This window comes from Variovorax sp. 05T418, from assembly GCF_056396385.1.
In genome coordinates this window covers 149491-172334 of record NZ_JBFTLJ010000002.1, presented here as the reverse complement: position 1 = coordinate 172334, position 22844 = coordinate 149491, and the positions used below count along the sequence as shown (strand labels likewise).

At 66.6% G+C, this 22844-nt stretch carries 23 protein-coding genes; 7 read left to right on the top strand and 16 right to left on the bottom strand.

Annotation, left to right across the window (positions count from 1 at the left end):
* The first annotated feature begins 18 nt into the window (after positions 1–18).
* The gene (locus AC1DMS_RS04140) at positions 19–555 is read left to right on the top strand and encodes a tripartite tricarboxylate transporter TctB family protein (protein ID WP_012748110.1); all 537 of its coding nucleotides are present in this window, start codon (positions 19–21) and stop codon (positions 553–555) included.
* 1 nt (position 556) lies between these two features.
* Positions 557–2071, top strand: a complete 1515-nt coding sequence (locus AC1DMS_RS04135; protein ID WP_012748109.1) for a tripartite tricarboxylate transporter permease — start codon at positions 557–559, stop codon at positions 2069–2071.
* Positions 2072–2679: 608 nt separating this feature from the next.
* Here the strand turns inward: AC1DMS_RS04135 and AC1DMS_RS04130 are convergent.
* From AC1DMS_RS04130 to AC1DMS_RS04095, 8 genes are all read right to left on the bottom strand, one after another.
* Positions 2680–3501 carry a M55 family metallopeptidase gene (locus AC1DMS_RS04130; RefSeq protein WP_012748108.1) on the bottom strand — a complete coding sequence of 274 codons (822 nt, stop codon included), beginning with the start codon at positions 3499–3501 and terminating at the stop codon, positions 2680–2682.
* Positions 3502–3520: 19 nt separating this feature from the next.
* Positions 3521–4573 carry a P1 family peptidase gene (locus AC1DMS_RS04125; protein ID WP_478081533.1) on the bottom strand — a complete coding sequence of 351 codons (1053 nt, stop codon included), beginning with the start codon at positions 4571–4573 and terminating at the stop codon, positions 3521–3523.
* 12 nt (positions 4574–4585) lie between these two features.
* A complete protein-coding gene (gene gsiD, locus AC1DMS_RS04120; protein WP_027730556.1) occupies positions 4586–5506 on the bottom strand; it encodes a glutathione ABC transporter permease GsiD in 921 nt (306 codons plus the stop codon).
* Between the two features lie 10 nt (positions 5507–5516).
* Positions 5517–6437, bottom strand: a complete 921-nt coding sequence (gene gsiC, locus AC1DMS_RS04115) for a glutathione ABC transporter permease GsiC (RefSeq protein ID WP_278876341.1) — start codon at positions 6435–6437, stop codon at positions 5517–5519.
* Positions 6438–6517: 80 nt separating this feature from the next.
* The gene (gene gsiB, locus AC1DMS_RS04110) at positions 6518–8071 is read right to left on the bottom strand and encodes a glutathione ABC transporter substrate-binding protein GsiB (protein ID WP_478180694.1); all 1554 of its coding nucleotides are present in this window, start codon (positions 8069–8071) and stop codon (positions 6518–6520) included.
* A gap of 71 nt (positions 8072–8142) precedes the next feature.
* On the bottom strand, positions 8143–10020 hold the full coding sequence (locus AC1DMS_RS04105) for a dipeptide ABC transporter ATP-binding protein (protein ID WP_436044141.1): 1878 nt from the start codon (positions 10018–10020) through the stop codon (positions 8143–8145).
* Between the two features lie 25 nt (positions 10021–10045).
* Entirely contained in the window at positions 10046–11008 is a 963-nt protein-coding gene (locus tag AC1DMS_RS04100; protein ID WP_478081530.1) for an isoaspartyl peptidase/L-asparaginase family protein, read from the bottom strand.
* Positions 11005–11970: a MurR/RpiR family transcriptional regulator gene (locus tag AC1DMS_RS04095; protein ID WP_012748101.1), complete on the bottom strand. Its 966-nt coding sequence runs from the start codon at positions 11968–11970 to the stop codon at positions 11005–11007. Before AC1DMS_RS04095 ends, AC1DMS_RS04100 begins: the two co-directional genes overlap by 4 nt.
* Positions 11971–12215: 245 nt before the next feature.
* On the opposite strand from AC1DMS_RS04095, the gene AC1DMS_RS04090 reads away from it, so the two are divergent.
* Positions 12216–12719 carry a MerR family DNA-binding protein gene (locus AC1DMS_RS04090; protein ID WP_478081529.1) on the top strand — a complete coding sequence of 168 codons (504 nt, stop codon included), beginning with the start codon at positions 12216–12218 and terminating at the stop codon, positions 12717–12719.
* Here AC1DMS_RS04090 and AC1DMS_RS04085 read toward each other — a convergent pair.
* The 4 genes from AC1DMS_RS04085 to AC1DMS_RS04070 form a co-directional block, all read right to left on the bottom strand.
* On the bottom strand, positions 12691–13149 hold the full coding sequence (locus AC1DMS_RS04085) for a GNAT family N-acetyltransferase (protein ID WP_478083331.1): 459 nt from the start codon (positions 13147–13149) through the stop codon (positions 12691–12693). The genes AC1DMS_RS04090 and AC1DMS_RS04085 overlap by 29 nt on opposite strands.
* 99 nt (positions 13150–13248) lie before the next feature.
* The gene (locus AC1DMS_RS04080) at positions 13249–13812 is read right to left on the bottom strand and encodes a hypothetical protein (RefSeq protein WP_478081434.1); all 564 of its coding nucleotides are present in this window, start codon (positions 13810–13812) and stop codon (positions 13249–13251) included.
* Complete coding sequence (locus AC1DMS_RS04075) at positions 13809–14480, bottom strand: peptidoglycan recognition protein family protein (protein ID WP_478081433.1); 672 nt, start codon at positions 14478–14480, stop codon at positions 13809–13811. Before AC1DMS_RS04075 ends, AC1DMS_RS04080 begins: the two co-directional genes overlap by 4 nt.
* A gap of 219 nt (positions 14481–14699) precedes the next feature.
* Complete coding sequence (locus AC1DMS_RS04070; protein ID WP_012748096.1) at positions 14700–15593, bottom strand: LysR substrate-binding domain-containing protein; 894 nt, start codon at positions 15591–15593, stop codon at positions 14700–14702.
* An 87-nt stretch (positions 15594–15680) separates the two neighbouring features.
* Here AC1DMS_RS04070 and AC1DMS_RS04065 point away from each other — a divergent pair, with 87 nt between their 5' ends.
* Positions 15681–16853 carry an NAD(P)/FAD-dependent oxidoreductase gene (locus AC1DMS_RS04065; protein WP_478081432.1) on the top strand — a complete coding sequence of 391 codons (1173 nt, stop codon included), beginning with the start codon at positions 15681–15683 and terminating at the stop codon, positions 16851–16853.
* Between the two features lie 55 nt (positions 16854–16908).
* Entirely contained in the window at positions 16909–17940 is a 1032-nt protein-coding gene (locus AC1DMS_RS04060; RefSeq protein WP_478081431.1) for a class I fructose-bisphosphate aldolase, read from the top strand.
* A 6-nt stretch (positions 17941–17946) separates the two neighbouring features.
* Here the strand turns inward: AC1DMS_RS04060 and msrA are convergent, their stop codons facing one another.
* The 4 genes from msrA to AC1DMS_RS04040 form a co-directional block, all read right to left on the bottom strand.
* Positions 17947–18648 carry a peptide-methionine (S)-S-oxide reductase MsrA gene (gene msrA / locus AC1DMS_RS04055; RefSeq protein WP_478081430.1) on the bottom strand — a complete coding sequence of 234 codons (702 nt, stop codon included), beginning with the start codon at positions 18646–18648 and terminating at the stop codon, positions 17947–17949.
* A 92-nt stretch (positions 18649–18740) separates the two neighbouring features.
* The gene (locus AC1DMS_RS04050) at positions 18741–18992 is read right to left on the bottom strand and encodes a pentapeptide MXKDX repeat protein (RefSeq protein WP_012748092.1); all 252 of its coding nucleotides are present in this window, start codon (positions 18990–18992) and stop codon (positions 18741–18743) included.
* Positions 18993–19094: 102 nt separating this feature from the next.
* The gene (locus AC1DMS_RS04045; RefSeq protein ID WP_478081429.1) at positions 19095–19886 is read right to left on the bottom strand and encodes a molybdopterin-binding protein; all 792 of its coding nucleotides are present in this window, start codon (positions 19884–19886) and stop codon (positions 19095–19097) included.
* A 1-nt stretch (position 19887) separates the two neighbouring features.
* Positions 19888–20520, bottom strand: coding sequence for a cytochrome b/b6 domain-containing protein (locus tag AC1DMS_RS04040; protein ID WP_012748090.1), 633 nt, complete (start codon positions 20518–20520; stop codon positions 19888–19890).
* 97 nt (positions 20521–20617) lie between these two features.
* Between AC1DMS_RS04040 and AC1DMS_RS04035 the strand changes: the two genes are divergently transcribed.
* On the top strand, positions 20618–21346 hold the full coding sequence (locus AC1DMS_RS04035; protein ID WP_478180693.1) for a response regulator transcription factor: 729 nt from the start codon (positions 20618–20620) through the stop codon (positions 21344–21346).
* On the top strand, positions 21346–22842 hold the full coding sequence (locus AC1DMS_RS04030) for a sensor histidine kinase (protein WP_012748088.1): 1497 nt from the start codon (positions 21346–21348) through the stop codon (positions 22840–22842). The genes AC1DMS_RS04035 and AC1DMS_RS04030 overlap by 1 nt, the downstream gene beginning before the upstream one ends.
* Positions 22843–22844: the final 2 nt, after the last annotated feature.

The window sequence follows — 22844 nt, the reverse complement described above, 5'->3', positions numbered from 1 at the left end:
TGACTGCGGGAGCAAAAAATGACAACTCCAGAATCCTCGGTCTCGCCGCAAGCTGCGGCCACGTGGCCGCAAACATTGGTCGGGGCCGGCGTGCTGCTGACCGGCTTGGCGCTGGCTTTCGGCGCCATCGGCATTTCTTCCGAGGCCGGCTACGGCGGCGTCGGGCCCAACTTCCTGCCCTGGCTGGTGTCGGGCGTGCTCACGCTGTGCGGCGCCTGGATTCTCTGGGAAGCGCGCACCGGCGGCTTTCGCGAGCTCGACGCACCCTCGGGCGCGGAGCATGCCTACTGGCCGGGCTTCGTCTGGGTGTCGGCCGGCCTGCTGCTCAACGCGGCGCTGATCACCATGCTGGGCTTCATCCTGAGCTGCACGCTGTGCTACGTGCTGGCGGTGCAGGGCCTGCGCCGCGCGAGCGGCCATCCCTCGGCCAACCAGCCGCGCACCTGGGCCATCGACCTTGTGACCGGCGCGCTCATCTCGGCGCCCGTGTTCTGGATGTTCACCAAGTTCCTGGCCATCAACCTGCCGGGCCTCACGACCACCGGCTGGATCTGACATGGACATTTTCAACGCACTCATGATGGGTTTCGCCGCGGCGATCACCCCCGTCAATCTTCTCTGGTGCCTGGTGGGCTGCGCCCTGGGCACGGCCGTCGGCGTGCTGCCGGGCATCGGCCCGGCCGTGGCGGTGGCCATGCTGCTGCCGATCACCGGCAAGGTCGACATCACGGCCTCGATGATCTTCTTCTCGGGCATCTACTACGGCGCCATGTACGGCGGCTCGACCACGTCCATCCTGCTCAACACGCCCGGCGAAACCGCCAGCATGGTGACGGCGATGGAAGGCAACAAGATGGCCAAGAGCGGCAGGGCGGGCGCAGCGCTGGCCACCGCCGCCATCGGCTCCTTCGTGGCCGGCACCATCGCCACCGTGATCGTCACGCTGTTCGCGCCGTTCGTGGCCGAGTTCGCCGTGAAGCTCGGGCCGCCCGAGTACTTCCTGCTGATGCTGCTGGCCTTCACCACCGTGAGCGCGGTGCTCGGCAAGAGCACGCTGCGCGGCATGACGGCGCTGTTCATCGGCCTGGCGGCCGGCTGCGTCGGCCTCGACCAGATCTCGGGCCAGGGCCGCTACACCGGCGGCATTCCCGAACTGCTCGACGGCATCGAGATTGTGCTGGTGGCCGTGGGCCTGTTCGCGGTGGCCGAAGTGCTGTACGCCGTGCTCTACGAGGGCAAGGTGGTCGAGGCCCAGAACAAGCTGACCCGCGTGCACATGAGCAAGCGCGACTGGAAGCGCTCGATTCCGGCATGGCTGCGCGGCACCGCCATCGGCACGCCGTTCGGCTGCATTCCCGCGGGCGGCACCGAGATTCCGACCTTCCTGAGCTATGCGACGGAAAAGAAGCTGGCCAAGGATGCCGACGCCAAGGCCGAGTTCGGCACCACCGGCGCCATCGAAGGCGTGGCCGGCCCCGAAGCCGCCAACAACGCCACGGTGACCGCGGCGCTGATCCCGCTGCTCACGCTCGGCATTCCCACGTCGAACACCACCGCCATCTTGCTGGGCGCGTTCCAGAACTACGGCATTCAGCCGGGGCCGCAGCTGTTCACCACCTCGGCCGCGCTGGTGTGGGCGCTGATCGCCTCGCTCTACATCGGCAACGTGATGCTGCTGGTGCTGAACCTGCCGATGGTGGGCCTGTGGGTCAAGCTGCTGAAGATTCCCAAGCCGCAGCTCTACGCCGGCATCCTGATCTTTGCGACGGTGGGTGCCTACGGCATGCGCCAGAGCGCATTCGACCTGTTCCTGCTCTACGGCATCGGCCTGCTCGGCGTGGCGATGCGGCGCTTCGACTTTCCGACCGCTCCCGTGGTGGTGGGCATGATCCTCGGGCCGCTGGCCGAAGCGCAGCTGCGCAATGCGATGTCCATCGGGGAGGGCAGTGCCGTGGTGTTCTTCCAGCGGCCGATGTCGATCACGCTGGTGGTTGTCATTGTGGCTGTGCTGGTGTTGCCGCGGGTTGCGAAGCGGATGAGTGAGCGCAAGTTGGCCAGGCTGGCGGCCTGAGGGTGCTGTTTTTTCCCGGGGCCGGGTCTCGCCCCGGCGGGCGACTTACTTTCTTTTGCTTCGCCAAAAGAAAGTAAGCAAAGAAAAGGCGACCCCACTGTCTGCGACCCTTCGCTGCGCTACGGGCAACCTGCGGTGCTCGCGTTTCGCGGGGTCCGCAGAACTCGCTTCGCTCGGACAGCTGCGGCCCTGATCCGCGAAACGCTGCGCTCCTCGGCGCATACAGAGGGGCTTGGGAACCACACAGGCCTTTGCTTCGCTCGGCCACCAAGCCACCGCGGCGCTGCGCGCCGCGGTGGTTGGAATTGGCTGTTGGTATTGGCTGTTGGATATTGGGGCCGAGCGAAGCGAAGGCCGCCCGCTCCCACCCCTTCTGTATGCGCCGAGGAGCGCAGATGGAGGCGGGATCAGGGCCGCACCTGTCCGAGCGCAACGCAGTGGAGCGAGTTCTGCGGACCCCCGCCGGAATCGAGCACCGCAGGTTGCCCGCAGCGAAGCGGAGGGACGCAGACAGTAGGGTCGCCTTTTCTTTGCTTACTTTCTTTTGGCGAAGCAAAAGAAAGTGAGTCGCCCGCCGGGGCGAGACCCGGCCCCGGAACCCAAAAAACTCAACGCAACATAGAAGACATCGCCGAACAGCAGTTCAGCATCCGCACAGCCGCTTCCACCGTCTCAGCAGAAAACCGCAACGTGACACCGTCGACGCGCTCGAACGACGGCCATTGGCAGAACAGATCCGCCATCATCGGCGACTGCGTGCGCAGTGTGACCACCTGCGGACCCTTGAACACCAGCGGCCTCGCATTACCGCGTGCAGCCAGCGCCTCGGCCACACCCGCCCGGATGGCGTCGCGCGACTGCTCGGGTGACAGCGACACCCCGCTGTTGAACCCCGTGGCACGCTTGGTCTGCACGAAGGTCGCGTGCGGAAAAAGCGCCCGGTTCTCGGCGATGAACACGTCGTCCCCGCTGGCCATCACCACCGGCACGCCATATTCGCCGGCCAGTGCGCCGTAGAGCCCGGCCTCGCCCAGTTCCTGCTCGCCGAGCCGGATGCCGGCAAAGGCAAAGCTGTTGATGGTGTGGGCGAGGATGCCGCGTCCCTGCGCGCGCGAGTGGTAGCCCACCATGCAGACGGCGTCCACGCCTTCTTCCTCCACGCCGGCCACCATGCTCAGGTAGCGCGGCTTGCCCTGCACCACGCGGGCGCGCGCATCGAGCACGTCGGGCGGCATGTTGCGAAAGCCGCCGTGCGAATCGTTGACCAGCACCTCGGTGGCGCCGGCCTCGAAGGCGCCGGCAACGGCCGCGCTGGCCTCGTGCGCCATCAGCAGGCGGGCGCGTTCGTACTCGGGGTTGCCGGGCCGCGCCTGCTCGTGGTGGTAGACGCCCGCAACGCCTTCGATGTCGGTGGAGATCAGGACTTTCATGGGAGGGAGTGCGATTGCGCTAAAGAGAAGAAAGGGAAGAGGGCGGCAGCAGTTCCGACAGCGCTGCCCGGTGATTGCCATCGCGGCCTGTCACGGCCGTCGCGCGCCAGAGCGCGTGCAGGATCGCCTGCTCGGTGCTGTCGGCCGCGGCCTGGAAGAGGCGGTCGAGCAACCCGTCGTGCACCATGGCGATGGCCGGCATCGGGCGATCGACGCGGTCGGGCACGGTGTAGGCGGTCGAGAAGGCCAGCACGATGTCGCCGCTGCCATGGCCGAAGACCGAGCCGGTGCGCGCCAGCCCCGCGCCCGCACGCAGCGCGAGGCGGCGCAGCTGGCGCGCATCGAGCGCTGCATCGGTGGCGACGACGATGATGATCGAGCCCTTCTCGGGCTCCCTGGATTCGCGCGTGCCGTGCGCGGCCAGCCGCTCGCCGACCGGATGCCCGGCCAGCACCAGCTGCGGCTGGCGCCCGTAGTTCGCGAGCACCAGCGTGCCCACGGTGTGCAATTCGCCCGCGGGCGCCGAGACGCGCCGCGAGGCGCTGCCGATGCCGCCCTTGAGCTGGAAGCTCGACATGCCGCGCCCCGCGCCGACCGAGCCCTGCGCGAAGTCGGGGCCGGCGCTCTCGAGCGCGCGCAGGTAGTCCGCCTCGGTCACGGCCAGCCGCTGGATGTCGTTGAGAAAACCGTCGTTGCACTCGAAGACCAGCGGATTCACCGTCGGCAGCGACCGGCCGCTCTCGGGGTTGGCCGCTATGCAATGGCGGACCTGCGCCGTGGCCACCGTGCCGACCGAAAACGTGTTGGTCAGCGCAATCGGCGTCTCCAGCACGCCGAGCTCTGCGAGCTGCACCAGCCCCACGCTCTTGCCGAAGCCGTTGAGCACCACGGCGGCGGCCGGCACCTTGTCGCGGAACGGATCGCCCGCATGCGGACGGATCACTGTCACGCCGGTCTGCACGCCGCCGTCGTCGAGCGTGCGGTGGCCGACCGTGACGCCTTCGACGTCGGTGATCGCGTTGCGCGTGCCTTGCAGCAAGGTGCCGATGTAGGGCAGGGAGTTCGCTGGCATCAAATGGATGGGTTATTCGCGGTCGATCTTCGGATCGAGCGCGTCGCGCAGTGCATCGCCCAGCAGGTTGAACGCCAGCACGGTGAAGAAGATGGCCAGGCTCGGGAACAGCGCCACGTGCGGCGAGGTCACCATGTCGGCGCGGGCTTCGCTGAGCATCGCGCCCCATTCGGGCGTCGGCGGCTGCGCGCCCATGCCCAGGAACGAGAGGCTGGCGGCCGTGATGATCGAGGTGCCCACGCGCATCGAAAAATACACGACGATCGACGAGATGGTGCCCGGCAGGATGTGCCGCACGATGATGGTCCAGTCCGACGCGCCGATGCTGCGCTCGGCCTCGATGTAGGTCTGCTGCTTGAGCACCAGCGTGTTGCCGCGCACCAGTCGCGCGAAGGCCGGCACGCTGAACACCGACACCGCCACCACCACGTTCGTCATGCTGCTGCCGAGGATGGCAACCACGCCAAGCGCCAGAAGAATGCCGGGGAAGGCAAAGAGCACGTCGGAGATGCGCATCACGATGCGGTCCCACCAGCCTTCGTAGTAGCCCGCGAGCAGGCCGAAGGCCGTGCCGACGAAGCCACCCACCAGCACCGAGAGAAAGCCCGCCATCAGCGAGATGCGCGCACCCATCAGGATGCGGCTGAAGATGTCGCGCCCCAGCGGATCGACGCCGAACCAGTGCGTGGCCGAAGGCCCCGTGTTCAGCATGTCGTAGTCGAAGAAGTTCTCCGGGTCGAAGGGCACGATCCACGGCGCGAACACCGCGACGAACACCAGCAGCAGCACGAACAGCGCCGCGACGATGCCCACGGGCTGCTTCTTGAAGCGGCGCCAGCATTCGCCCCAGGGCGTGCGGACCTTGCCCGCAGTTTGGACCGCCACGACGGGCGGAGTGATCGATTCGGCAGTCACGCCGGTGGCTTGCGTCATGTCGGCTGCCTCACTTGTAGCGGATGGTCGGGTTGATGTAGCCGTACAGCACGTCCACCACGAGGTTGATCAGGATGAATTCGAGCGAGAACAGCAGCACCAGCGTCTGGATCACGGGGTAGTCGCGCATCTGCACGGCGTCGACCAGCAGGCGCCCGAGGCCCGGCCAGTTGAAGACCGCCTCGACCAGGATCGAGCCGCCCAGCAGGAAGCCGAACTGCAGCCCCATCATCGTGACCACCGGGATCAGCGCATTGCGCAGGCAGTGCTTGATGATGACGGTGCGCTCGCGCACGCCCTTGGCACGCGCGGTGCGAACGAAATCTTCCTGGATCACTTCGACGAACGAAGCGCGCGTGAAGCGCGCCATCACGGCAGCCACCGCGGCACCCAGCGTGATCGAGGGCAGGATGTAGTGCTTCCAGCTGCTCGCGCCCACCGTGGGCAGCCAGCCGAGCTGGACCGAGAAGATCTGCATCAGCAGCATGCCGAGGGCAAATGCCGGAAAGGAGATGCCCGACACGGCCAGCGTCATGCCGAGCCGGTCGGGCCATTGGTTGCGGAACACGGCAGAAACAATGCCGATGCCCATGCCGAAGATCACGGCCCACACCATGCTGGTGATGGTCAGCATCACCGTGGGGAAGAAGCGCTCGCCGATCTCCATCGACACCGGCCGCCGCGTGCGGATCGAGGTGCCGAAGTCGCCCTGCAGCATATGGGAGAAGAAGCTCACGAACTGCTGGGGCAGCGGCTTGTCGAGGCCCAGCTCCTGTCGCACCACGGCGATCGTCTGCTCGTCAGCGTCCTGGCCGGCGGCAAGGCGCGCCGGATCACCGGGCAGCATGTGGACGAACAGGAACACCAACACTGCCACGATGAGCAGAGTCGGGACCAGGCCCAACAGTCGTTTGAGGAAGTAATTCAGCATGGGGTGCGGTTGTCGCGAGCGGGCGATGGCGCAGTGCCACCGCCCACCGGACAGTCAGTCAGGAAACGAAGAGGCGGCGATCAGTTCGACACTGCAATTGCGTCGATGTTGATGTTGCCGTCAGGCATCACGAACACGCCCGAGAGCCGCTTGGCATGCGACGACAGGTTTTGCTCCGTGACCAGCGGAATGCGTGGCAAGTCCTTCTGGAGCTGTTCCTGAGCGGCCTTGTAGAGCGCGGCCTTTTCCTTGTCGTCCACTGTGACGAGCGCCTTGGCGATATTGCCGTCGACCAAGTCGTTTTTGTAGTACGCGTAGTTGGCAAGCTTCGGCGGCCAGGCTTCCGAGGCGAACAGCGGGCGCAGCGCCCAGTCGGCTTCGCCGGTAGAAGACGACCAGCCAACGTAGTACAGGCGCACCTTGGCGGTTGCCGGATCGGCCCAAGTTTCGACCCATTCGGCGCGTTGGCCTACCTCGAGTTCCTGTACCTGCAGCTTGATACCCACTTGCGCGAGCTGTTGCTGCAGGAACTGGATCACCTTCTGCGAGGTCGTGTTGTTGTAGTGGCTCCAGAGGACCGACTCGAAGCCATTCGGATAGCCGGCTTCTGCGAGCAGTTGCTTCGCCTTCTTGACGTCGTAGCCGATCGGCGCCATCTTTTCGGCGAACTTGACACCCTGCGGCACGAAGCCCTGCGCCGGAAATGCGAAGCCGCTGAAGGCGACTTTGGCGAGCGCATCCTTGTTGATGGCATAGCCAATGGCTTCGCGCACCTTCGGGTTGTCATAAGGCTTTTGCATCACGTTGAATGTGAGGAAGCGCGTGATGATCGACGGCGTGGCCACCACTTCGAGCTTCTCGCTCTTCTTCAGCAGGTCGGCCTGCTCGTAGGGAATGGGATAGGCGAAGTCGGCTTCGCCGGTCTGCAGCATCGCGGCGCGCGTGTTGTTCTCGAGCACCGGCTTCCATGAGACCGTGTCGATCTTCGGATAGCCCTTCTTCCAGTAGCCGTCGAACTTCTTCGCCTTGACGGCTTCGGTCTGCTTCCACTCGACGAATTCGAAGGGGCCGGTGCCCACGGGGTGGAAAGCGATGTCCTTGTTGCCCCATTTCTTGAGCGCGGTGGGCGAGATCATCGCGGCCGAGGCATGGGCCAGCGAGTTGATGAAAGGGCCGAAGGGCTCCTTCAGCGTGATGCGCACGGTCGTCGGGTTGAGCGCCTCGACTTTGCCCACGCGGTTGAACTGGTTGTAGCGCAGCAGCTTGTTGTCCTGGTTGAGCACGCGGTCGAGCACGAACTTCACGGCCTCTGCGTTGAAGTCAGTGCCGTCGTGGAACTTGACGCCGGTGCGCAGCTTGATGGTGTAGACCAGGCCGTCCTTCGACACGTCGTAGCTCTCGGCCAGCACGTTCTGCACCTTCAGGTCCTTGTCGAACTGGAACAGGCCTTCATAGAAGGTCTTGGTCACAGCCGTGGTGATGGTGGTGTTGGTGTTGTACGGGTCCAGCGTTTCGGGCTGGTAGCCGATCGACAGCACCACGTCTTTCGCGGCCAGCGCCGTGCCCGATGCAGCCAGTGCGGCCAGGCCCAGCAGTGCCGATGCCCATCGCAGGGAGGAAGAAGATTGCTTCATGGAAAGAAACTCCAGTCGGTTCGAGAAAAAAAGCAGGAGGGCCTGCGGGTTGAAAAAAATCTGCCGGTCGCTCAGAAGGCGCCGCCGATGGCATGCCGTGCCACGAAGTGGCCGGGCGCCACCTGCACCAGCGGCGGCACGTCGGGCTCGTCGCCCACGGCGCGGATCGGGCTCGGGATCTCGCCTTCGAGCAGCGCGCGCGGCTTGTGGCGGCGCGACGGGTCGGCCACCGGCACCGCGGCCATCAGCTTGCGGGTGTAGGCGTGCTGCGGCGCTTCGAACACGGCGCGGCGCGGGCCGATCTCGACGATCTGGCCGAGGTACATCACGGCCACGCGGTGGCTGATGCGTTCCACCACCGCCATGTCGTGCGAGATGAAGAGAAAGGCCACGCCCAGCTCGCGCTGCAGGTCGAGCATGAGGTTGACGATCTGCGCCTGGATCGACACGTCCAGCGCCGACACCGATTCGTCCGCCACCACCACCTTGGGGTTGAGCGCGAGCGCGCGTGCGATGGCGATGCGCTGGCGCTGCCCACCCGAGAACTCGTGCGGATAGCGCTGCGCCACCTCGGGCGGCAGGCCGACCTTCTGCAGCAGCCAGTCGACGCGCTGCTGCGCCTCGGCGCCCTTGGCGATGTTGTGGATGAGCAGCGGCTCCATGATCGAGAAGCCCACGGTCACGCGCGGATCGAGCGAGGCGAACGGGTCCTGGAAGATGAACTGGATGTTGCGGCGCAGGGCCTGCAGCTCGCGCGTGGGCAGCTCGCGGATGTTCTGGCCGCCGAACTCGATCGCGCCGCTCTGGCTCTCGACCAGGCGCAGCAGCGAGCGGCCCGTGGTCGACTTGCCGCAGCCCGATTCGCCGACCAGCGCCAGCGTCTCGCCGGGGTAGAGGTCGAAGCTGATCTTTTCCACCGCATGCACGCGGCGCTTCACGCGGCCGAACAGGCCGCTGCGCACGTCGAAGCGCGTGACGAGGTCGCGCACGCGCAGGATCGGGCCCGCGCCCTCGCGCACGGTGGTCTGCGGCGTGGTGTGGGTGGACGGCACCGTCTCGGGCGTGCCCTCGGTGCGCAGCAGCTCGAACTTGGCGGGCAGGTCGGTGCCCTGCATCGCGCCGAGCTTGGGCACGGCCGACAGCAGCGCCTTGGTGTAGGGGTGCTGCGGCGATGCGAACACCGTATCGGAACTGCCCGCTTCGACCTTGTCGCCGCGGTACATCACGAGCACGCGGTCGGCAATCTCGGCCACCACGCCCATGTCGTGCGTGATGAAGAGCACGCCCATGCGCATCTCCTTCTGCAGCTCGCGGATGAGCTGGAGGATCTGCGCCTGGATGGTCACGTCGAGCGCGGTGGTGGGCTCGTCGGCAATCAGCAGCTGCGGCTTGCACGAGAGCGCCATCGCGATCATCACGCGCTGGCGCATGCCGCCCGAGAGCTGGTGCGGAAAGCGGTCGAGCACGTTGCGCGCTTCGGGAATGCGCACCAGCTCCAGCATGCGCAGCGCCTCGGCGCGCGCGGCCGCGTTGCTCTTGCCCTGGTGGATGCGGATGGCCTCGGCAATCTGCTCGCCGGCGGTGAACACCGGGTTGAGCGAGGTCATCGGCTCCTGGAAGATCATCGCGATGTCGGCGCCGCGGATGTTGCGCATCTCGGTGTCGCGCGCCTGTGCGAGGTCGAGCACTTCGCCATTGCGGCGGCGAAACGCCATGCGTCCGCCCAGGATGCGTCCGCCGCCGTGTTCCACCAGCCGCATCAGCGCGAGCGAGGTCACCGACTTGCCCGAGCCCGACTCGCCGACCACCGCGAGCGTTTCGCCATGGTCGACGTGGAAGGAAAGGTTCTTGACCGCATCGACCGTGCGCTCGGAGGTCGAGAAGCGCACGGTGAGATCGTCGACGGCGAGAACGCGGCCGTCTGGCAGGGCGAGGGAAGGGGAGGACATGGTGCGAGAAAAAAACGTGTGCGTGTCAGGCGAAGATGGCTGTTGCGGGTGCCTCGTCGCCGCGCGCGTGGCCGCGGTACATGCCTTCGGTGTTGAAGGCGAGGCTCAGGTTGCCGTGGCGGTCGATGGCGATCAGCCCGCCGGTGCCGCCGATGGCGGGCAGCGACTGGTGCACCACGGCGTGCGTGGCGGCTTCGAGCGTGGCGCCGCCATAGGCCATGCGGGCGCAGATGTCGTAGGCGGCGGCGACGCGGATGAACATTTCGCCGCTGCCGGTGCAGGACACGGCGGCGGTGCGGTCGTCGGCATAGGTGCCGGCGCCGATCAGCGGCGAATCGCCGATGCGGCCGACGCGCTTGTTGGTCATGCCGCCGGTCGAGGTGGCCGCGGCCAGGTGGCCGTGCATGTCGAGCGCGACCGCGCCCACGGTGCCGAGTTTCTTGTCCTCGTCGAGCGGCGGCGTCATGGCCGCGCCTTCGTGGTCCGTCACCACGCGGCCGGTGTCGCGCACGCGGTAGAGCTGCTGGCGCCGCGCCTCGGTGGAGAAGAAGAAGGGCTCGACCATTTCAAGGCCGTGCTCGCGCGCGAAGGCTTCGGCGCCCGCGCCGGCCAGCAGCACGTGCGCGCCGTCCTCCAGCACGGCACGCGCGGCGCGCACCGGGCGGCGCACGTGGCAGACGCCGGCAATGGCGCCGGCCGCGAGCGTGGCGCCGTCCATCACGGCGGCGTCGAGTTCATGGGTTTCCTCGTGCGTGAACACTGCGCCGTGGCCCGCGTTGAAGAGCGGGCACTCTTCGAGCAGTTCGACCGCGAGGCAGGTCGCGTCGAGCGCGGATGCGCCCTTGAGCAACTGCGCCTGCGCGGCCTGCACGATCTTGCGCAAGGCGTCGTGGTAGGCCTGCGCCTGCGCCGCGCTGGTGGTGGCGGCGCTGATGGTGCCGGCACCGCCGTGAATGGCGATGACGGGCGTGATGCTGTTGTTCTTCATGAGGAGGCTTTCTTCTTTTTCCTGGCGGCCCCGGCCGGTGCCGCGCCGGCGGGCAGTGCCGAGGAGACTTCCGCCCGCGGCAGGCCCTGCGCGCCATGCAGCCAGGGCCGCACCGCCTGCAGGATGCGGCTCGCGGACTGCACCGCGCGCGGCGCACGCAGCGCCACCGCGCTGGTCAGTGCCTCGATCAATGCCAGCACGCTGGTTTCGCAGTTCGGCCGGTAGCTGGTTTCGGTCTGGCAATAGAGCGCCACGTCGGCCAGCGGGGCGAGCGGCGAACTCGGGCGGTCGGTCAGCGCCAGAACGGCGCAGCCCTGGCCCTTGGCGATCTGCGCCAGCGCCACCGTGTCGGTGAGGTAGCGCGGAAAGGTCAGGCCGATGAACAGGTCCTGCGGGCCGGCGTGCGTGAGCGTGCGCGCCGCATGCGTGACGCCGCTGACGCTGGACAGCATCCGCACGTCGTTGCAGCTGCCGTCCAGCCCGTGCTGCAGCAGCCCCGCGAGCCAGGCGCTGGCGCCGAAGCCGCCGATGTAGATCGAGCGCGCCTTCAGGACGCGCTGCACCGCGGCGTCGCAGGCGGCGTAGTCGAGCGACTGGCGCGTGGCCTCGATGTTGCGCCGGCTCTCGTCGAGCGCGGTGGCAAACACCTCGGCCACCGTGGTCGGATGTTCCAGGTTGCCGCGCAGCCGCTCCACCGGCGCCACCAGCGATTCGAAGCCGCGCACGAGCTCGGCGCGGAAGGTGGCGTAGCCGTCGAAATCCAGCGCCCGTGCAAAGCGGTTGGCCGTGGCCACTGACACGCCGACCGCGGCCGCGAGCTCGTCGATCGGCAGCGTGGCGACTTGCAGCGGGTGCTCCAGCACGAAGTCGGCCACCTGGCGGTGCGAACGCGTCAGCCGCGGCAGCGCCTGCGCAATGCGCTGGGCCACGGTGGTGCCATTGGTGTCGACGTTGGTGCTCATGGGGCGGGCGATGCACCTCGAAGGGTGCGCGCAATGAAAATGAATTTACAAATATATGTCAGATAAGAAAATTTTCTGTCATTTTCGAACGATATCGCAAGTAGCGGGCCAGGAACGAGGGGTTTTGGCGTGAAACCAAGGGATTACCCTGACTTCATCTTGGAAGCCCACCATGCGGCTTCTTGACTCTCCCACGGTGTGAAGGCCGAGACTTTGTTCTTTGTTGGCTCTGGAAGGAGAACTCCATGGAACATCCCACGGTACCGGCTGCTGGGGCACGCTTGTCTCTTGCCGAGGTTGTTGCGCGGTCCGGCGCATCTGCGCAACTGCTGCGCGACTGCGAGTCGCTCGGACTGCTCGACGGCACGGCGCGTACCGACGGCGATGGCTGCCTCTATGACGAACGCGCCGTGCCGACGCTGCGCTTCGTGCGAAGGGCGCACGCGCTGGGTTTCGAAACACCGGAGGTCGTCGAGCTGCACGCCTTGTGGCGCGACGGACATCGCGCGAGCTTCGATGTGAAGCGCGTCGCGCTCGAGCGGGCCGACGACCTCGCGCAGCGGATTGAGGAGCTGGCGCACATGCAGCGCCTGCTGGAGCGCCTGGCCCATTGCTGCGAAGGCGACGAGCGTCCGGATTGCCCGATCCTGGATGAGCTGGCCGGGCTTGAGGGGTTCGCCGGCTGCGAAGCGCGGCGAGGCGAAGGGCTCATGCAGGCGGCTACGCAGCCGCCTTCTTCTTCTGCATGAACACGCTCAGCGGATCGTCGGGATAGTCGCCGAAGCGCTCGCGCCGCGCATAGCCCGCGCGCGCATAGAACGCGAGCGCCTCGGGCTGGTGCACGCCCGTCTCCAGACGGAACACGGCGCATCCGCATGCCGCTGCTTCGGCTTCGAGAAAGCCCAGCACCTTCGCGGCCACGCCTTGCCCGCGGCTCTGTGGGCGCACGTACATGCGCTTGAGTTCGCCGTAGCCGGGGTTCATGACCAGGGCGCCGCAGCCGATGGCCGCGCCGGCCTCGTCGCGCGCGACCGCAAAGAGCACGTGGGCCGCCGACAGCGCTGCAATGTCGATGCCGTAGTGGCTCTCGGGCGGGTACAGCGGCTTTTGGTACGCATCGAGGTCATTGATGAGCTGGATGACGTCGGGTTGGCCGGGGCGTTCGAGGGCAATGTTCATGCGGACGACTTCATTGGTTCACGGAATCTTATGGTGGACCGGGGGCCAAAAGAAAACCCGCAGAAGCGGGTTTGGGAAAGTTTTGCAGTGGTGGGCGCGTCAGGGCTTTTCGCGGCTTTCCCGGAACCACTTCAACCGGCGCTCTACCTCGTCAGGCGGAAATTTCCCTTCAGCTGCCAGTTTCCTCAGCGCTCGCTCGTGCGCGCGATACAGCGCGTCCTTCAGGAGTGCCATCTTGCGTTCGCCGCAAGGAGCGCAATCGTAGAAGCCCGGTGGACTGGCCGCGAGCTTCATCTTTGCGTCGTACTCTTGGGTGCTGATCCGCCCCGTGGGCTCAACGCCCATGGCGAGGACCTTCCCGTTCTGGAAGGTAACGAGCACGCTCCCTTTACACCCCGTGGTGTCGGTGTTTTCGGGGTCGTAGGCCTTCCATGAAACCCTGCGCATGTGTTGCAAGGCATAGCGGACATCCTCTTCTGTCAGCACGACATCGTCGCAGTCAAGGACGTCCTTGTCTTCCCAGGCAGTTCGGCCTGAAGGTTCTGTGATCTCCACTTTCTGCACATATGCGAGGGGATAGCGCTTGTCGGCTGCCTGCGCTGGAGATGCGAGTGAGGCCAAGATCAGCGCCGCCACGGTCGCGAGAATATGGGTCTTGGTCATGGCGTTGGTACGGGAAGATTCCAGTTTGCGCCTCGCGCTTCCGTTGGATTCTTTCTGCTGACCACGGGATGACGAAAGATTTCACTCGAAGGAAACTGCATGGAATCTTCAAGCGCCTTGACAAGCCAGGAGAGAGATAGATTTTGAGCCGCAGTCGGGGTAGCGAATATGCCGAACTCACCTCGTTGTCTTTCGAGCGTCCACTTTGCTGGTTCACCAATTGGCTTGAAGCCTACCGGCAGCGCTGCCCTGCCAACCATCTCTATCCCGATGGCCTCCATGTTGCTCGGATAACGATCACTGGGCGGCTTGCGCATTTCAATGCGATGCATTCCTTCCACTCCTGCATTCGCATAGTCGCGCAGGGTGCACGGCATTGCGGCCCCTACGGCCAGGCATCTCGCCTTCAGCGGTCCGACGTGATTCGTGCGCTGATAGATTGCCGCGGTCTGATAGATGGTTCCGTCCGTATCGATGAGAAAGTGCGCGCCATTCGCCTTCGGGCGCTTGTAGCTGTTCAATGAAGACGCCGAGGTATCGGCATCGGTCTGATGCACGACGATGCCTGTGATTGCACCGGTTCGCCTGCCTCGTTCGATTTCGGGGCTGCGAGCATTTCTGACTCGCGCGTGACTAATCATTCCGTTTGCGGCAATTTCGACAAGCATGCGGTTCCTCCTGAAAATTTATTAGTTGTCGTTTTCTCTTGAGAGGCTTTTCTTGCAGGAGCAGACGCCGCACAGATCGCCATCTCGCGGCACATGCTACAGGCCTTCGAACGGGACTCAGTGAAGGCTTTGTTAACTACTCCTGGTCCGCATCAACATGTTCGACAGCGCGGAGTACTGGCACCAGCAGGGATTCCTCGAGCGCAATCCCAATCCCGTCTAGGACGGCGCGAGCCCAAGCACCCAGCGCTCGAAGTGCTCCAGCGCCCCGGAGGCCGGCCGGCCCTCGGGGTAGGCGAAGTAGTAGCCCTGGCGCACCTCCAGGTGCCGGTCGATCGGGATCACGAGCTCGCCGGTGCGCAGCTCGCGCTCGATCAGGATGCGCGGCGCGAGGCCCACGCCCATGCCGGCGGCCGCGGCGGCGGTCACCATGGTGAAGAGCTCGTAGCGCGGTCCGCGCGAGGCGTGCACCGTGTAGTCCCAGCCCTGCTGCGCATACCAGTCGCGCCAGGCATGGGCGCGCGTGCCCAGGTGCACGTGGCGGCAGCGCTCGAAGGCCGATTCGTCCCACGGCCCGTTGGCGTCGCGGAAGGCGGGGCTGCAGACCGGCACCATCTGGCCTTCGGAAAAGATCAGCCCGCCCTGGGTGCCGGGCCAGAATTGGTCGCCGAAATAGATGGCCGCGTCGTAGGCGTTCTCCTGGAACGAGAAGGGCTGCGAGCGCGCCGAGAGATTGACGGTGATGTTGGGGTGCCGCCGGCTGAAATCGGGCAGCCGCGGGATCAGCCATTGCGTGGCGAAGGTGGGCACCACGGCCACTTCGAGCACAAAGCCCATGTCGTGGCCGGCGCTGATCTCCTGCGTGTCGCGCCGGATCTGGTCGAGGTGGCGGCGGATGCGCGCCGCGTACTCGCGCCCGGTGTCGGTGAGCGTGAGGCGCCGCCGCACGCGCGAGAACAGCGCCACGCCCAGCCGCTGCTCGAGCGTGGCCACCTGCCGCCCGACCGCGCTTTGCGTGAGCGCGAGTTCGGCCGCCGCGCGGGTGAAGCTCCCCAGGCGCGCCGAGGCCTCGAAGGCCTGCAAGGCACCCAGGTTGGGAATGTCTTTTCTCATCGTTGCTATTCTGCGTGCCGGGCTCGCGTTTTTTTGCGGCGGCTCGCCCGGATTGGATCTGTCGGCGAACAGCAAGAAAGGAATTTCATGCGTCGTGTGGTGATCATCGGCGGCGGTGCCATCGGCTCCGCCATCGCCTATTTTCTCAACCGGGATCCGCAGGAGGAGCCGTTCGACGTCACCGTGGTCGAGCGCGATTTTTCGTACACGCAGGCCTCGTCGGCCTTGTCGGCCAGTTCGATCCGGCAGCAGTTCTCGAGCGCCATCAACATCGAGATGTCGCTCTACGGCATCGACTTCTTCCGCCACCTGGGCGAAAACCTGCGCGTCGGCGACAACGTGCCCGACATCGGCCTGGTCGAGCCGGGCTACCTGTACCTGGCGCCGCCGGAGGGCGTCGAGGTGCTGCGTGAGAACCACGCGGTGCAGAAGGCGCACGGCGTCGATGTGGTCCTGCTGGCGCCCGACGCGCTGCAGGCGCGCTTTCCATGGATGTCGGCCGAGGGCATTGCGCTGGCCTCGCTGGGCCTTTCGGGCGAGGGCTGGTACGACGGCTACAGCCTGTTGCAGGCCTTTCGCAAGAAAGCCATTTCGCAGGGCGCGCGCTATGTGCAGTCGCAGGCCACGGGATTGAAGCGCAGCGGCCGCGTGGTGGCGGGCGTGGAACTGGACATCGGCAACGTGCTGGAGGCCGACGTGGTGGTCAACGCCGCCGGCGCCTGGGCCGCGAGGGTGGCGGGCTGGGCCGGCATCGATCTGCCGGTGCGCGCGCGCCGCCGCATGGTGTTCAGCTTCTCGTGCCCCGAGACCCTGCCGGGCTGCCCGCTGGTGATCGACACCTCGGGCATCTGGCTGCGCCCCGAAGGCCGGCGCTTCATCTGCGGCTTTGCGCCGCCCCAGGACCGCGACCGCGATGACGCGCCGCTCGAAGTCGACTACCGCGTCTTCGACGATTTCATCTGGCCCGCATTGGCGCGCCGCGTGCCCGCCTTCGAGGCCATCCGCATGACCGGCGCGTGGGCCGGCTACTACGAGATGAACCTGTTCGACCACAACGCGATCCTCGGCCTGCACCCGGACTGCGACAACCTGTTCTTTGCCAACGGCTTTTCCGGGCATGGGCTCCAGCAATGCCCGGCGGCGGGGCGCGGCGTGGCGGAACTCATCCGGTACGGCGGGTACCGCAGCCTCGACCTGTCGCCGGTGTCGTTCGCGCGGATCCTCGAGAACCGGCCGCTCGTCGAGAAGAACGTGATCTAGCCTCGGCGCGGGTGGAGGCGTACGATCTTTGCAAGCAAGTGAGGGTCTCATCATCATGACTGCACAGGCATTGATCGACACCGCCCAGGCGCTGGTCGCCGGCGACAAGGGCTTGCTCGCGATGGACGAGAGCAACGCCACCTGCCACAAGCGCTTCGCGAAACTGGGCATTCCCCAGACCGAGGACGCGCGGCGCGACTGGCGCGAGCTGATCGTCACTGCGCCGAACCTCGGCGCATCCATCAGCGGCGCGATCCTCTTCGACGAAACCATTCGCCAGCGAACGAAATCGGGCGCGTCCTTCGTCTCGGTGCTCAGCGGCGCGGGCATCATTCCCGGCATCAAGGTCGACACCGGTGCGAAGCCGCTGGCGGGCCATCCCGGGGAGACGGTCACCGAAGGCCTGGACGGCCTGCGCGAACGGCTGGCCGAATATGCCGGCATGGGCGCGCGCTTCGCCAAATGGCGCGGCGTCATCACGCCCGGCCCCGGCCTGCCCAGCCGTGCATGCATCGAGGTCAACGCCCATGCGCTGGCCCGCTACGCAGCCTTGTGCCAGGAGGCCGGGCTTGTCCCCATCGTCGAGCCCGAGGTGCTGATGGAAGGCGACCATTCCCTCGCGCGCTGCGCGGAAATTACCGAGGAGACGCTGCATGCGGTGTTCGCCCAGCTGCGCCTGCAGGGCGTGCTGCTCGAAGGCATGCTGCTGAAGCCCAACATGGTGCTGCCCGGGCAGGACAGCCCGAAGCAGGAGAGCGTGGAGGAAGTCGCCGACGCCACGGTGTCGTGCCTGCGGCGCACCGTGCCCGCGGCCGTGCCGGGCATCGCCTTCTTGTCGGGCGGGCAGTCGGCGCAGCTGGCATCGGCCCGGTTGAATGCCATGAATGCGAGAGCCGGTTCGCGCCTGCCGTGGGCGCTGGCGTTTTCGTATTCGCGCGCGGTCCAGCAGCCGGCGCTGGACGCCTGGAAGGGCGACGCCGCCAACGTTGCCGTGGCGCAGCAGGCGCTGGTGCACCGTGCCCGCTGCAACCAGGCCGCGCGCCGCGGCGCCTACGATGCGCGGGCCGATGCGCCGGTGCCCGGCTGAGGAGCTTCAGCCGCCCTTTGCCGCATTCACCAGCACCGGCGTCGGCCGGTAGCTTTCGGGAAAGAGCTTCTTCAGGTCGTCGATCTTGGGCAGGTCGTTGAACACGATGTACTCGTGGCTCGGATGGCGCGTGAGGAAGTCCTGGTGGTAGGCCTCGGCCGCATAGAAGGGCTTCGACATTTCGATGGTGGTGGCCAACTGCCTGTTGAAGGTCTTCGCCTGGTTCAGCTGCGCGATGTAGGCCTTCGCAACGCGGGCCTGTTCAGGGTTCTCGGCAAAAACGGTGGAGCGGTACTGAGGGCCGACGTCCGGCCCTTGCCGGTTGAACTGGGTCGGATCGTGCGCCACCGAGAAATAGATCTGCAGCAGCTTGCCGTAGCTGATCTGCCGCGGGTCGTAGGTGATGCGCACCGCCTCGGCATGGCCGGTGCGGCCCGAGCCCACGTCCTCGTAGCGCGCCATCTTGGCGTCGCCGCCGGCGTAGCCCGACACGGCGTTGTTCACGCCCTTGACGCGCTGGAACACGCCCTGCACGCCCCAGAAGCACCCGCCGGCGAACACGGCGGTGTCGTACTTCAGGGTGGGCGGGGCGGCGAGGTCGACCGCGGCCGCCGGCACGCGCCGGGCCGGCTCTGCGAACGAAGGTGCGGCATGCCAGGCCAGCACCGCGGCGGCGAGCATGCCTGCGGTGAGTGCGGGGAATCTCATGTGCTGTCCTTGAAGGAGGCTTGGAGGCCAGGCCGATGGAAGCGACATTGCCGCCGATTGCGGCGGGCGTCAATGCCGCGTACCCCTGCTGCTTACTTCTTCATCTCGTCCTTGCCCATCGCGTCCTTGGACATGCCGTCCTTCTTCATGCCGTCCTTGGACATCCCGTCTTTCTTCATGCCGTCCTTGGACATGGCGTCCTTCGCCATCGAATCCTTCTTCATGCCGTCCTTGGCCATGGAATCCTTGGCCATGCCGTCCTTCGCCATGTCGTCGGCGGCGAAGGCCGAGGCGCCGGCAAAGGCGATGCAGGTTGCGAACAGGGTTGCAGTGAGCTTGTTCATTCGGAATCTTCCAGTTGAGGTTTCATTTTCAAGAGAATGGCGCGGTCCCCTTGGGAACACGGCCTCGCGCTTTCATCGGCAGTCGAGCCGCACGGGTGCGGCTCAGCTCCCTCCGAACCAGTTGTAGCCCTGGTCTTCCCAGTAGCCACCGGAATAGGTGTTGGTGACGAACATCGCCTTGATGTGCTTGGGGTTCTTGTAGCCAAGCTTGGTCGGCATCCGCAGCTTCATCGGAAAGCCGTACTTGGGCGGCAGGGGCTGGCCGTCGTAGCTGAACGTGAGCAGCGTCTGCGGGTGCAGCGCGGTCGGCATGTCGATGCTGGTGTAGTAGTCGTCGGCGCACTTGAAGCCGACATACCTGGCGGTGGTGTCCGCGCCGATGCGGCGCAGGAAGTCCGCAAAGCGCACGCCGCCCCACTTGCCGATCGCGCTCCAGCCCTCGACGCAGATGTGGCGCGTGACCTGGTCGTGCTGCGGCATGGCGCGCAGCTCGGCCAGTGTCCAGCTGCGCCTGTCGGCGACCATGCCTGTCACTTCGAGCCTGTAGCCGGCCTCGTCGACCTCGCGGACCTCGTCCTCGCCGTAGTAGGCATTGAACGGGAAGGGCCGGGTGATCATCGATTCCGGGTAGGTTTCGGCGAGCTGCGTCGGGCTGAAAATGAGGCCCTGCACCTTGTCATTGAAGCGCGAGATCTTCGAGAGCGCCGCTTCCACATGGCTGTCGTCGCTGATGCTGCATCCCGTAAGCAGCGAAAGGCCGCCGAGCGTCAGCGAGCGCTGCAGGAAGGCGCGGCGCGCGGGCTGGTCGAGCTGCTTCGCGATCAGTGTGCGGGCCTCGCGCACCACGGCGTCGGCATCGACGCCGGTCATCTTTGGGGCTTTGAAGATTCTCATATCAGGCTTTTGGCGCGCGGCCGCGGATCATGGTGAGAAGGGTGCGGGGCACCAGCGCCACCATCACCAGGTGTAGGGCGACGAAGGCGACCAGCGAGGCCATGCCGAAGAAGTGGATGCGGCGCGCAAATTCGTAGCCGCCCAGCAAGTCGCGCAGCACGGCGAACTGCACGGACTTCCACAGCACGAGGCCCGAAAGCACGATCACGGCGATGTCGAGCATCACGAACAGGTAGGCCAGCTTCTGCACGCTGTTGTAGCGGCGCGGGTCGGCATGCGAGAGCCGGCCCTTGAGCGCGGCCAGCGCGTCGTGCCAGACACCGGCCGGCGTGACCGGAAAGAACCTGGCGGCCAGCCGGCCGCTCGCGATGTTGATCGCCAGGTAGACCAAGCCATTGAACACCAGCAGCCACATGGCCGCGAAATGCCATTGCAGCGCACCGCCGAGCCAGCCGCCCAGCGTCACCGCGCCCGGAAAGCGGAATTCAAAGAGGGGCGATGCGTTGTAGATGCGCCAGCCGCTCGTCACCAGCACCAGCACCGCAAGGGCATTGAGCCAGTGCGTGATGCGCATCCACAGCGGGTGGATGGGGCGGGCATCGGGTGCGGTGCTTGCGATGGCGGTGCTGGTCATGGAGCCGATTCTTGGGCGCACCCCATGGCCGATTCATCACGCAGAGTTCAATTAATCGTGATAACTCCGAAAGCCGGTTGGCGGGACAATCGGTGCCATGGACACTGCCAAACGCGTGCTGATCGTCGAGGACGACGCCCACATCGCCGAACTGCTGCGCATGCACCTGCGCGACGAAGGCTATGCGATCGAACACGCCGCGGACGGCCACACGGGCCTGCGCGAACTGGAGCGCGGCCATTGGGACGCGCTGGTGCTCGACCTGATGCTGCCCGGCGTGGACGGCCTCGAGATCTGCCGCCGCGCCCGCGCCATGGCGCGCTACACGCCGATCATCATCATCAGCGCACGGTCGAGCGAGGTGCACCGCATCCTTGGCCTGGAGCTGGGCGCCGACGACTACCTGGCCAAGCCCTTCTCGGTGCTGGAACTCGTGGCGCGCGTCAAGGCGCTGCTGCGGCGCACCGATGCGCTGGCGCGCAATGCCCGCCTGGAGTCGGGCAGCCTCACGCTGGGCAACCTGGACATCGATCCTGTGACGCGCGAGGTGCGCGTCGATGCCAGGCTGATCGAGCTCACGCCGCGCGAGTTCGACCTGCTGTACTTCTTTGCGCGCCATCCGGGCAAGGTGTTCTCGCGGCTCGACCTGCTCAACCAGGTCTGGGGCTACCAGCACGACGGCTACGAGCACACGGTCAACACGCACATCAACCGGCTGCGCACCAAGGTCGAGGCCGATCCGGCCGAGCCGCGGCGCATCCTGACCGTCTGGGGGCGGGGCTACAAGCTCTCGCCCACCGGAGCCGGCGAGGAAGGGGGGGCGTGATGGCCTGGGCCAGTTGGGCCACGCTCTCGCGCCGCCTCTCGGTGGTGTTCGCGCTGCTGCTGCTGGCCTGCTGCGGCGCCTCGGCCTGGCTGCAGGTGCGCGCGAGCGGGCTGCACGGGCAGGAGGTGGTGCAGCGCCTGTCGATGGGGCTGGCGGCGCACATCGCCGAGAACTCGGAGCTGATGCGCCCCGGCGGCCTCAACCAGGCCGCGGTGAAGGACCTGTTCGACAAGCTGATGGCGGTCAACCCCAGCGTGGAGGTCTACCTGCTGGGGCTGGACGGCCGCATCGAGGCCCAGGCCGCGCCGCCCGGGCACCTGAAGCGCGACCGTGTGGCACTGGAGCCGATCCGCAAGCTCTTGTCAGGTGCTGCGCTGCCCATCGTGGGCGACGATCCGCGCAGCGCGGATGCGGCCAAGGTGTTCAGCGCCGCGCCGCTCAAGGTGGGCGGACGGGATGCGGGTTATGTCTACGTGGTGCTGCAGGGCGAGGACTACGACGCGCTGGCGGCCAGGCTCGCGGCCGACAACCTCTTGCGCACCACACTCTGGTCGATGGCGCTGGTGGCGTTGCTCGGCCTCATTGCGGGCCTGGCGGCGTTCCGGCTCATCACGCGGCCGCTGCGCGAGTTGACCCAGGCCGTCAAGCGCTTCGAGACCGAAGGCCCGGCTTCGCCCGGGGGCGAGGCGCCCACCCTTGCGCGGCTCTCGCGCGGCGGCGACGAGATCGCGCTGCTGGGCCAGGCCTTCACGCAGATGACGCGCCGCATCGCCGAGCAATGGCGCGAACTCACGCTTTCGGACCAGCAGCGCCGCGAGCTCTTCGCCAACATCTCGCACGACCTGCGCACGCCGCTCACTTCGCTGCACGGCTATCTCGAAACCCTGCTGCTCAAGGCCGGCTCGCTGAGCGAAGAGGAGCGCCGGCGCTACCTGGAAATCGCGCTCGGCCAGAGCCGCAAGGTGGGCCGGCTCGCACAGGAGCTGTTCGAACTGGCGCGGCTCGAATACGGCGTGGTCAAGCCCGAGAAGGAGAACTTCGCGCTGGCCGATCTCGTGCAGGACGTGTTCCAGAAATTCGAACTCGCGGCCGAGGCGCGCCACCAGCAGCTCAGGCCCGACATCGCGCCGGGCCTGCCGGTGGTGTCGGCCGACCTCGGGATGATCGAGCGCGTGCTGACCAACCTGCTGGACAACGCCATCCGCCACACGCCGGCCGGCGGCCAGATCGAGGTGCAGCTGCGGCCCGCCAGCTCGGGCGTGGCGGTGCAGGTGAGCGACACGGGCCCGGGCATTCCGGGCGAGCTGCAGAAGGGGCTCTTCGTGCGCCCGGTGTTCTTGAGCGGGGCGCGCAGCGACGGTTCCGGCAGCGGCGGGCTGGGCCTGGTGATCGTGCAGCGCATCCTGCAGCTGCACGGCAGCGACATCCGGCTCGTGCAGCAGCCCGACAAGGGGGCGGTGTTCCGCTTTCAGCTGGGTGGCGCCACGGCCGCCTGAAG

Excerpts from the sequence above, each read along its gene's own strand:
- AC1DMS_RS04140 (WP_012748110.1), top strand. The coding sequence starts at position 19 with ATGACAACTCCAGAATCCTCGGTCTCGCCGCAAGCTGCGGCCACGTGG.
- AC1DMS_RS04135 (WP_012748109.1), top strand. The coding sequence starts at position 557 with ATGGACATTTTCAACGCACTCATGATGGGTTTCGCCGCGGCGATCACC.
- AC1DMS_RS04130 (WP_012748108.1), bottom strand. The coding sequence starts at position 3,501 with ATGAAAGTCCTGATCTCCACCGACATCGAAGGCGTTGCGGGCGTCTAC.
- AC1DMS_RS04125 (WP_478081533.1), bottom strand. The coding sequence starts at position 4,573 with ATGCCAGCGAACTCCCTGCCCTACATCGGCACCTTGCTGCAAGGCACG.
- gsiD (WP_027730556.1), bottom strand. The coding sequence starts at position 5,506 with ATGACGCAAGCCACCGGCGTGACTGCCGAATCGATCACTCCGCCCGTC.
- gsiC (WP_278876341.1), bottom strand. The coding sequence starts at position 6,437 with ATGCTGAATTACTTCCTCAAACGACTGTTGGGCCTGGTCCCGACTCTG.
- gsiB (WP_478180694.1), bottom strand. The coding sequence starts at position 8,071 with ATGAAGCAATCTTCTTCCTCCCTGCGATGGGCATCGGCACTGCTGGGC.
- AC1DMS_RS04105 (WP_436044141.1), bottom strand. The coding sequence starts at position 10,020 with ATGTCCTCCCCTTCCCTCGCCCTGCCAGACGGCCGCGTTCTCGCCGTC.
- AC1DMS_RS04100 (WP_478081530.1), bottom strand. The coding sequence starts at position 11,008 with ATGAAGAACAACAGCATCACGCCCGTCATCGCCATTCACGGCGGTGCC.
- AC1DMS_RS04095 (WP_012748101.1), bottom strand. The coding sequence starts at position 11,970 with ATGAGCACCAACGTCGACACCAATGGCACCACCGTGGCCCAGCGCATT.
- AC1DMS_RS04090 (WP_478081529.1), top strand. The coding sequence starts at position 12,216 with ATGGAACATCCCACGGTACCGGCTGCTGGGGCACGCTTGTCTCTTGCC.
- AC1DMS_RS04085 (WP_478083331.1), bottom strand. The coding sequence starts at position 13,149 with ATGAACATTGCCCTCGAACGCCCCGGCCAACCCGACGTCATCCAGCTC.
- AC1DMS_RS04080 (WP_478081434.1), bottom strand. The coding sequence starts at position 13,812 with ATGACCAAGACCCATATTCTCGCGACCGTGGCGGCGCTGATCTTGGCC.
- AC1DMS_RS04075 (WP_478081433.1), bottom strand. The coding sequence starts at position 14,480 with ATGCTTGTCGAAATTGCCGCAAACGGAATGATTAGTCACGCGCGAGTC.
- AC1DMS_RS04070 (WP_012748096.1), bottom strand. The coding sequence starts at position 15,593 with ATGAGAAAAGACATTCCCAACCTGGGTGCCTTGCAGGCCTTCGAGGCC.
- AC1DMS_RS04065 (WP_478081432.1), top strand. The coding sequence starts at position 15,681 with ATGCGTCGTGTGGTGATCATCGGCGGCGGTGCCATCGGCTCCGCCATC.
- AC1DMS_RS04060 (WP_478081431.1), top strand. The coding sequence starts at position 16,909 with ATGACTGCACAGGCATTGATCGACACCGCCCAGGCGCTGGTCGCCGGC.
- msrA (WP_478081430.1), bottom strand. The coding sequence starts at position 18,648 with ATGAGATTCCCCGCACTCACCGCAGGCATGCTCGCCGCCGCGGTGCTG.
- AC1DMS_RS04050 (WP_012748092.1), bottom strand. The coding sequence starts at position 18,992 with ATGAACAAGCTCACTGCAACCCTGTTCGCAACCTGCATCGCCTTTGCC.
- AC1DMS_RS04045 (WP_478081429.1), bottom strand. The coding sequence starts at position 19,886 with ATGAGAATCTTCAAAGCCCCAAAGATGACCGGCGTCGATGCCGACGCC.
- AC1DMS_RS04040 (WP_012748090.1), bottom strand. The coding sequence starts at position 20,520 with ATGACCAGCACCGCCATCGCAAGCACCGCACCCGATGCCCGCCCCATC.
- AC1DMS_RS04035 (WP_478180693.1), top strand. The coding sequence starts at position 20,618 with ATGGACACTGCCAAACGCGTGCTGATCGTCGAGGACGACGCCCACATC.
- AC1DMS_RS04030 (WP_012748088.1), top strand. The coding sequence starts at position 21,346 with ATGGCCTGGGCCAGTTGGGCCACGCTCTCGCGCCGCCTCTCGGTGGTG.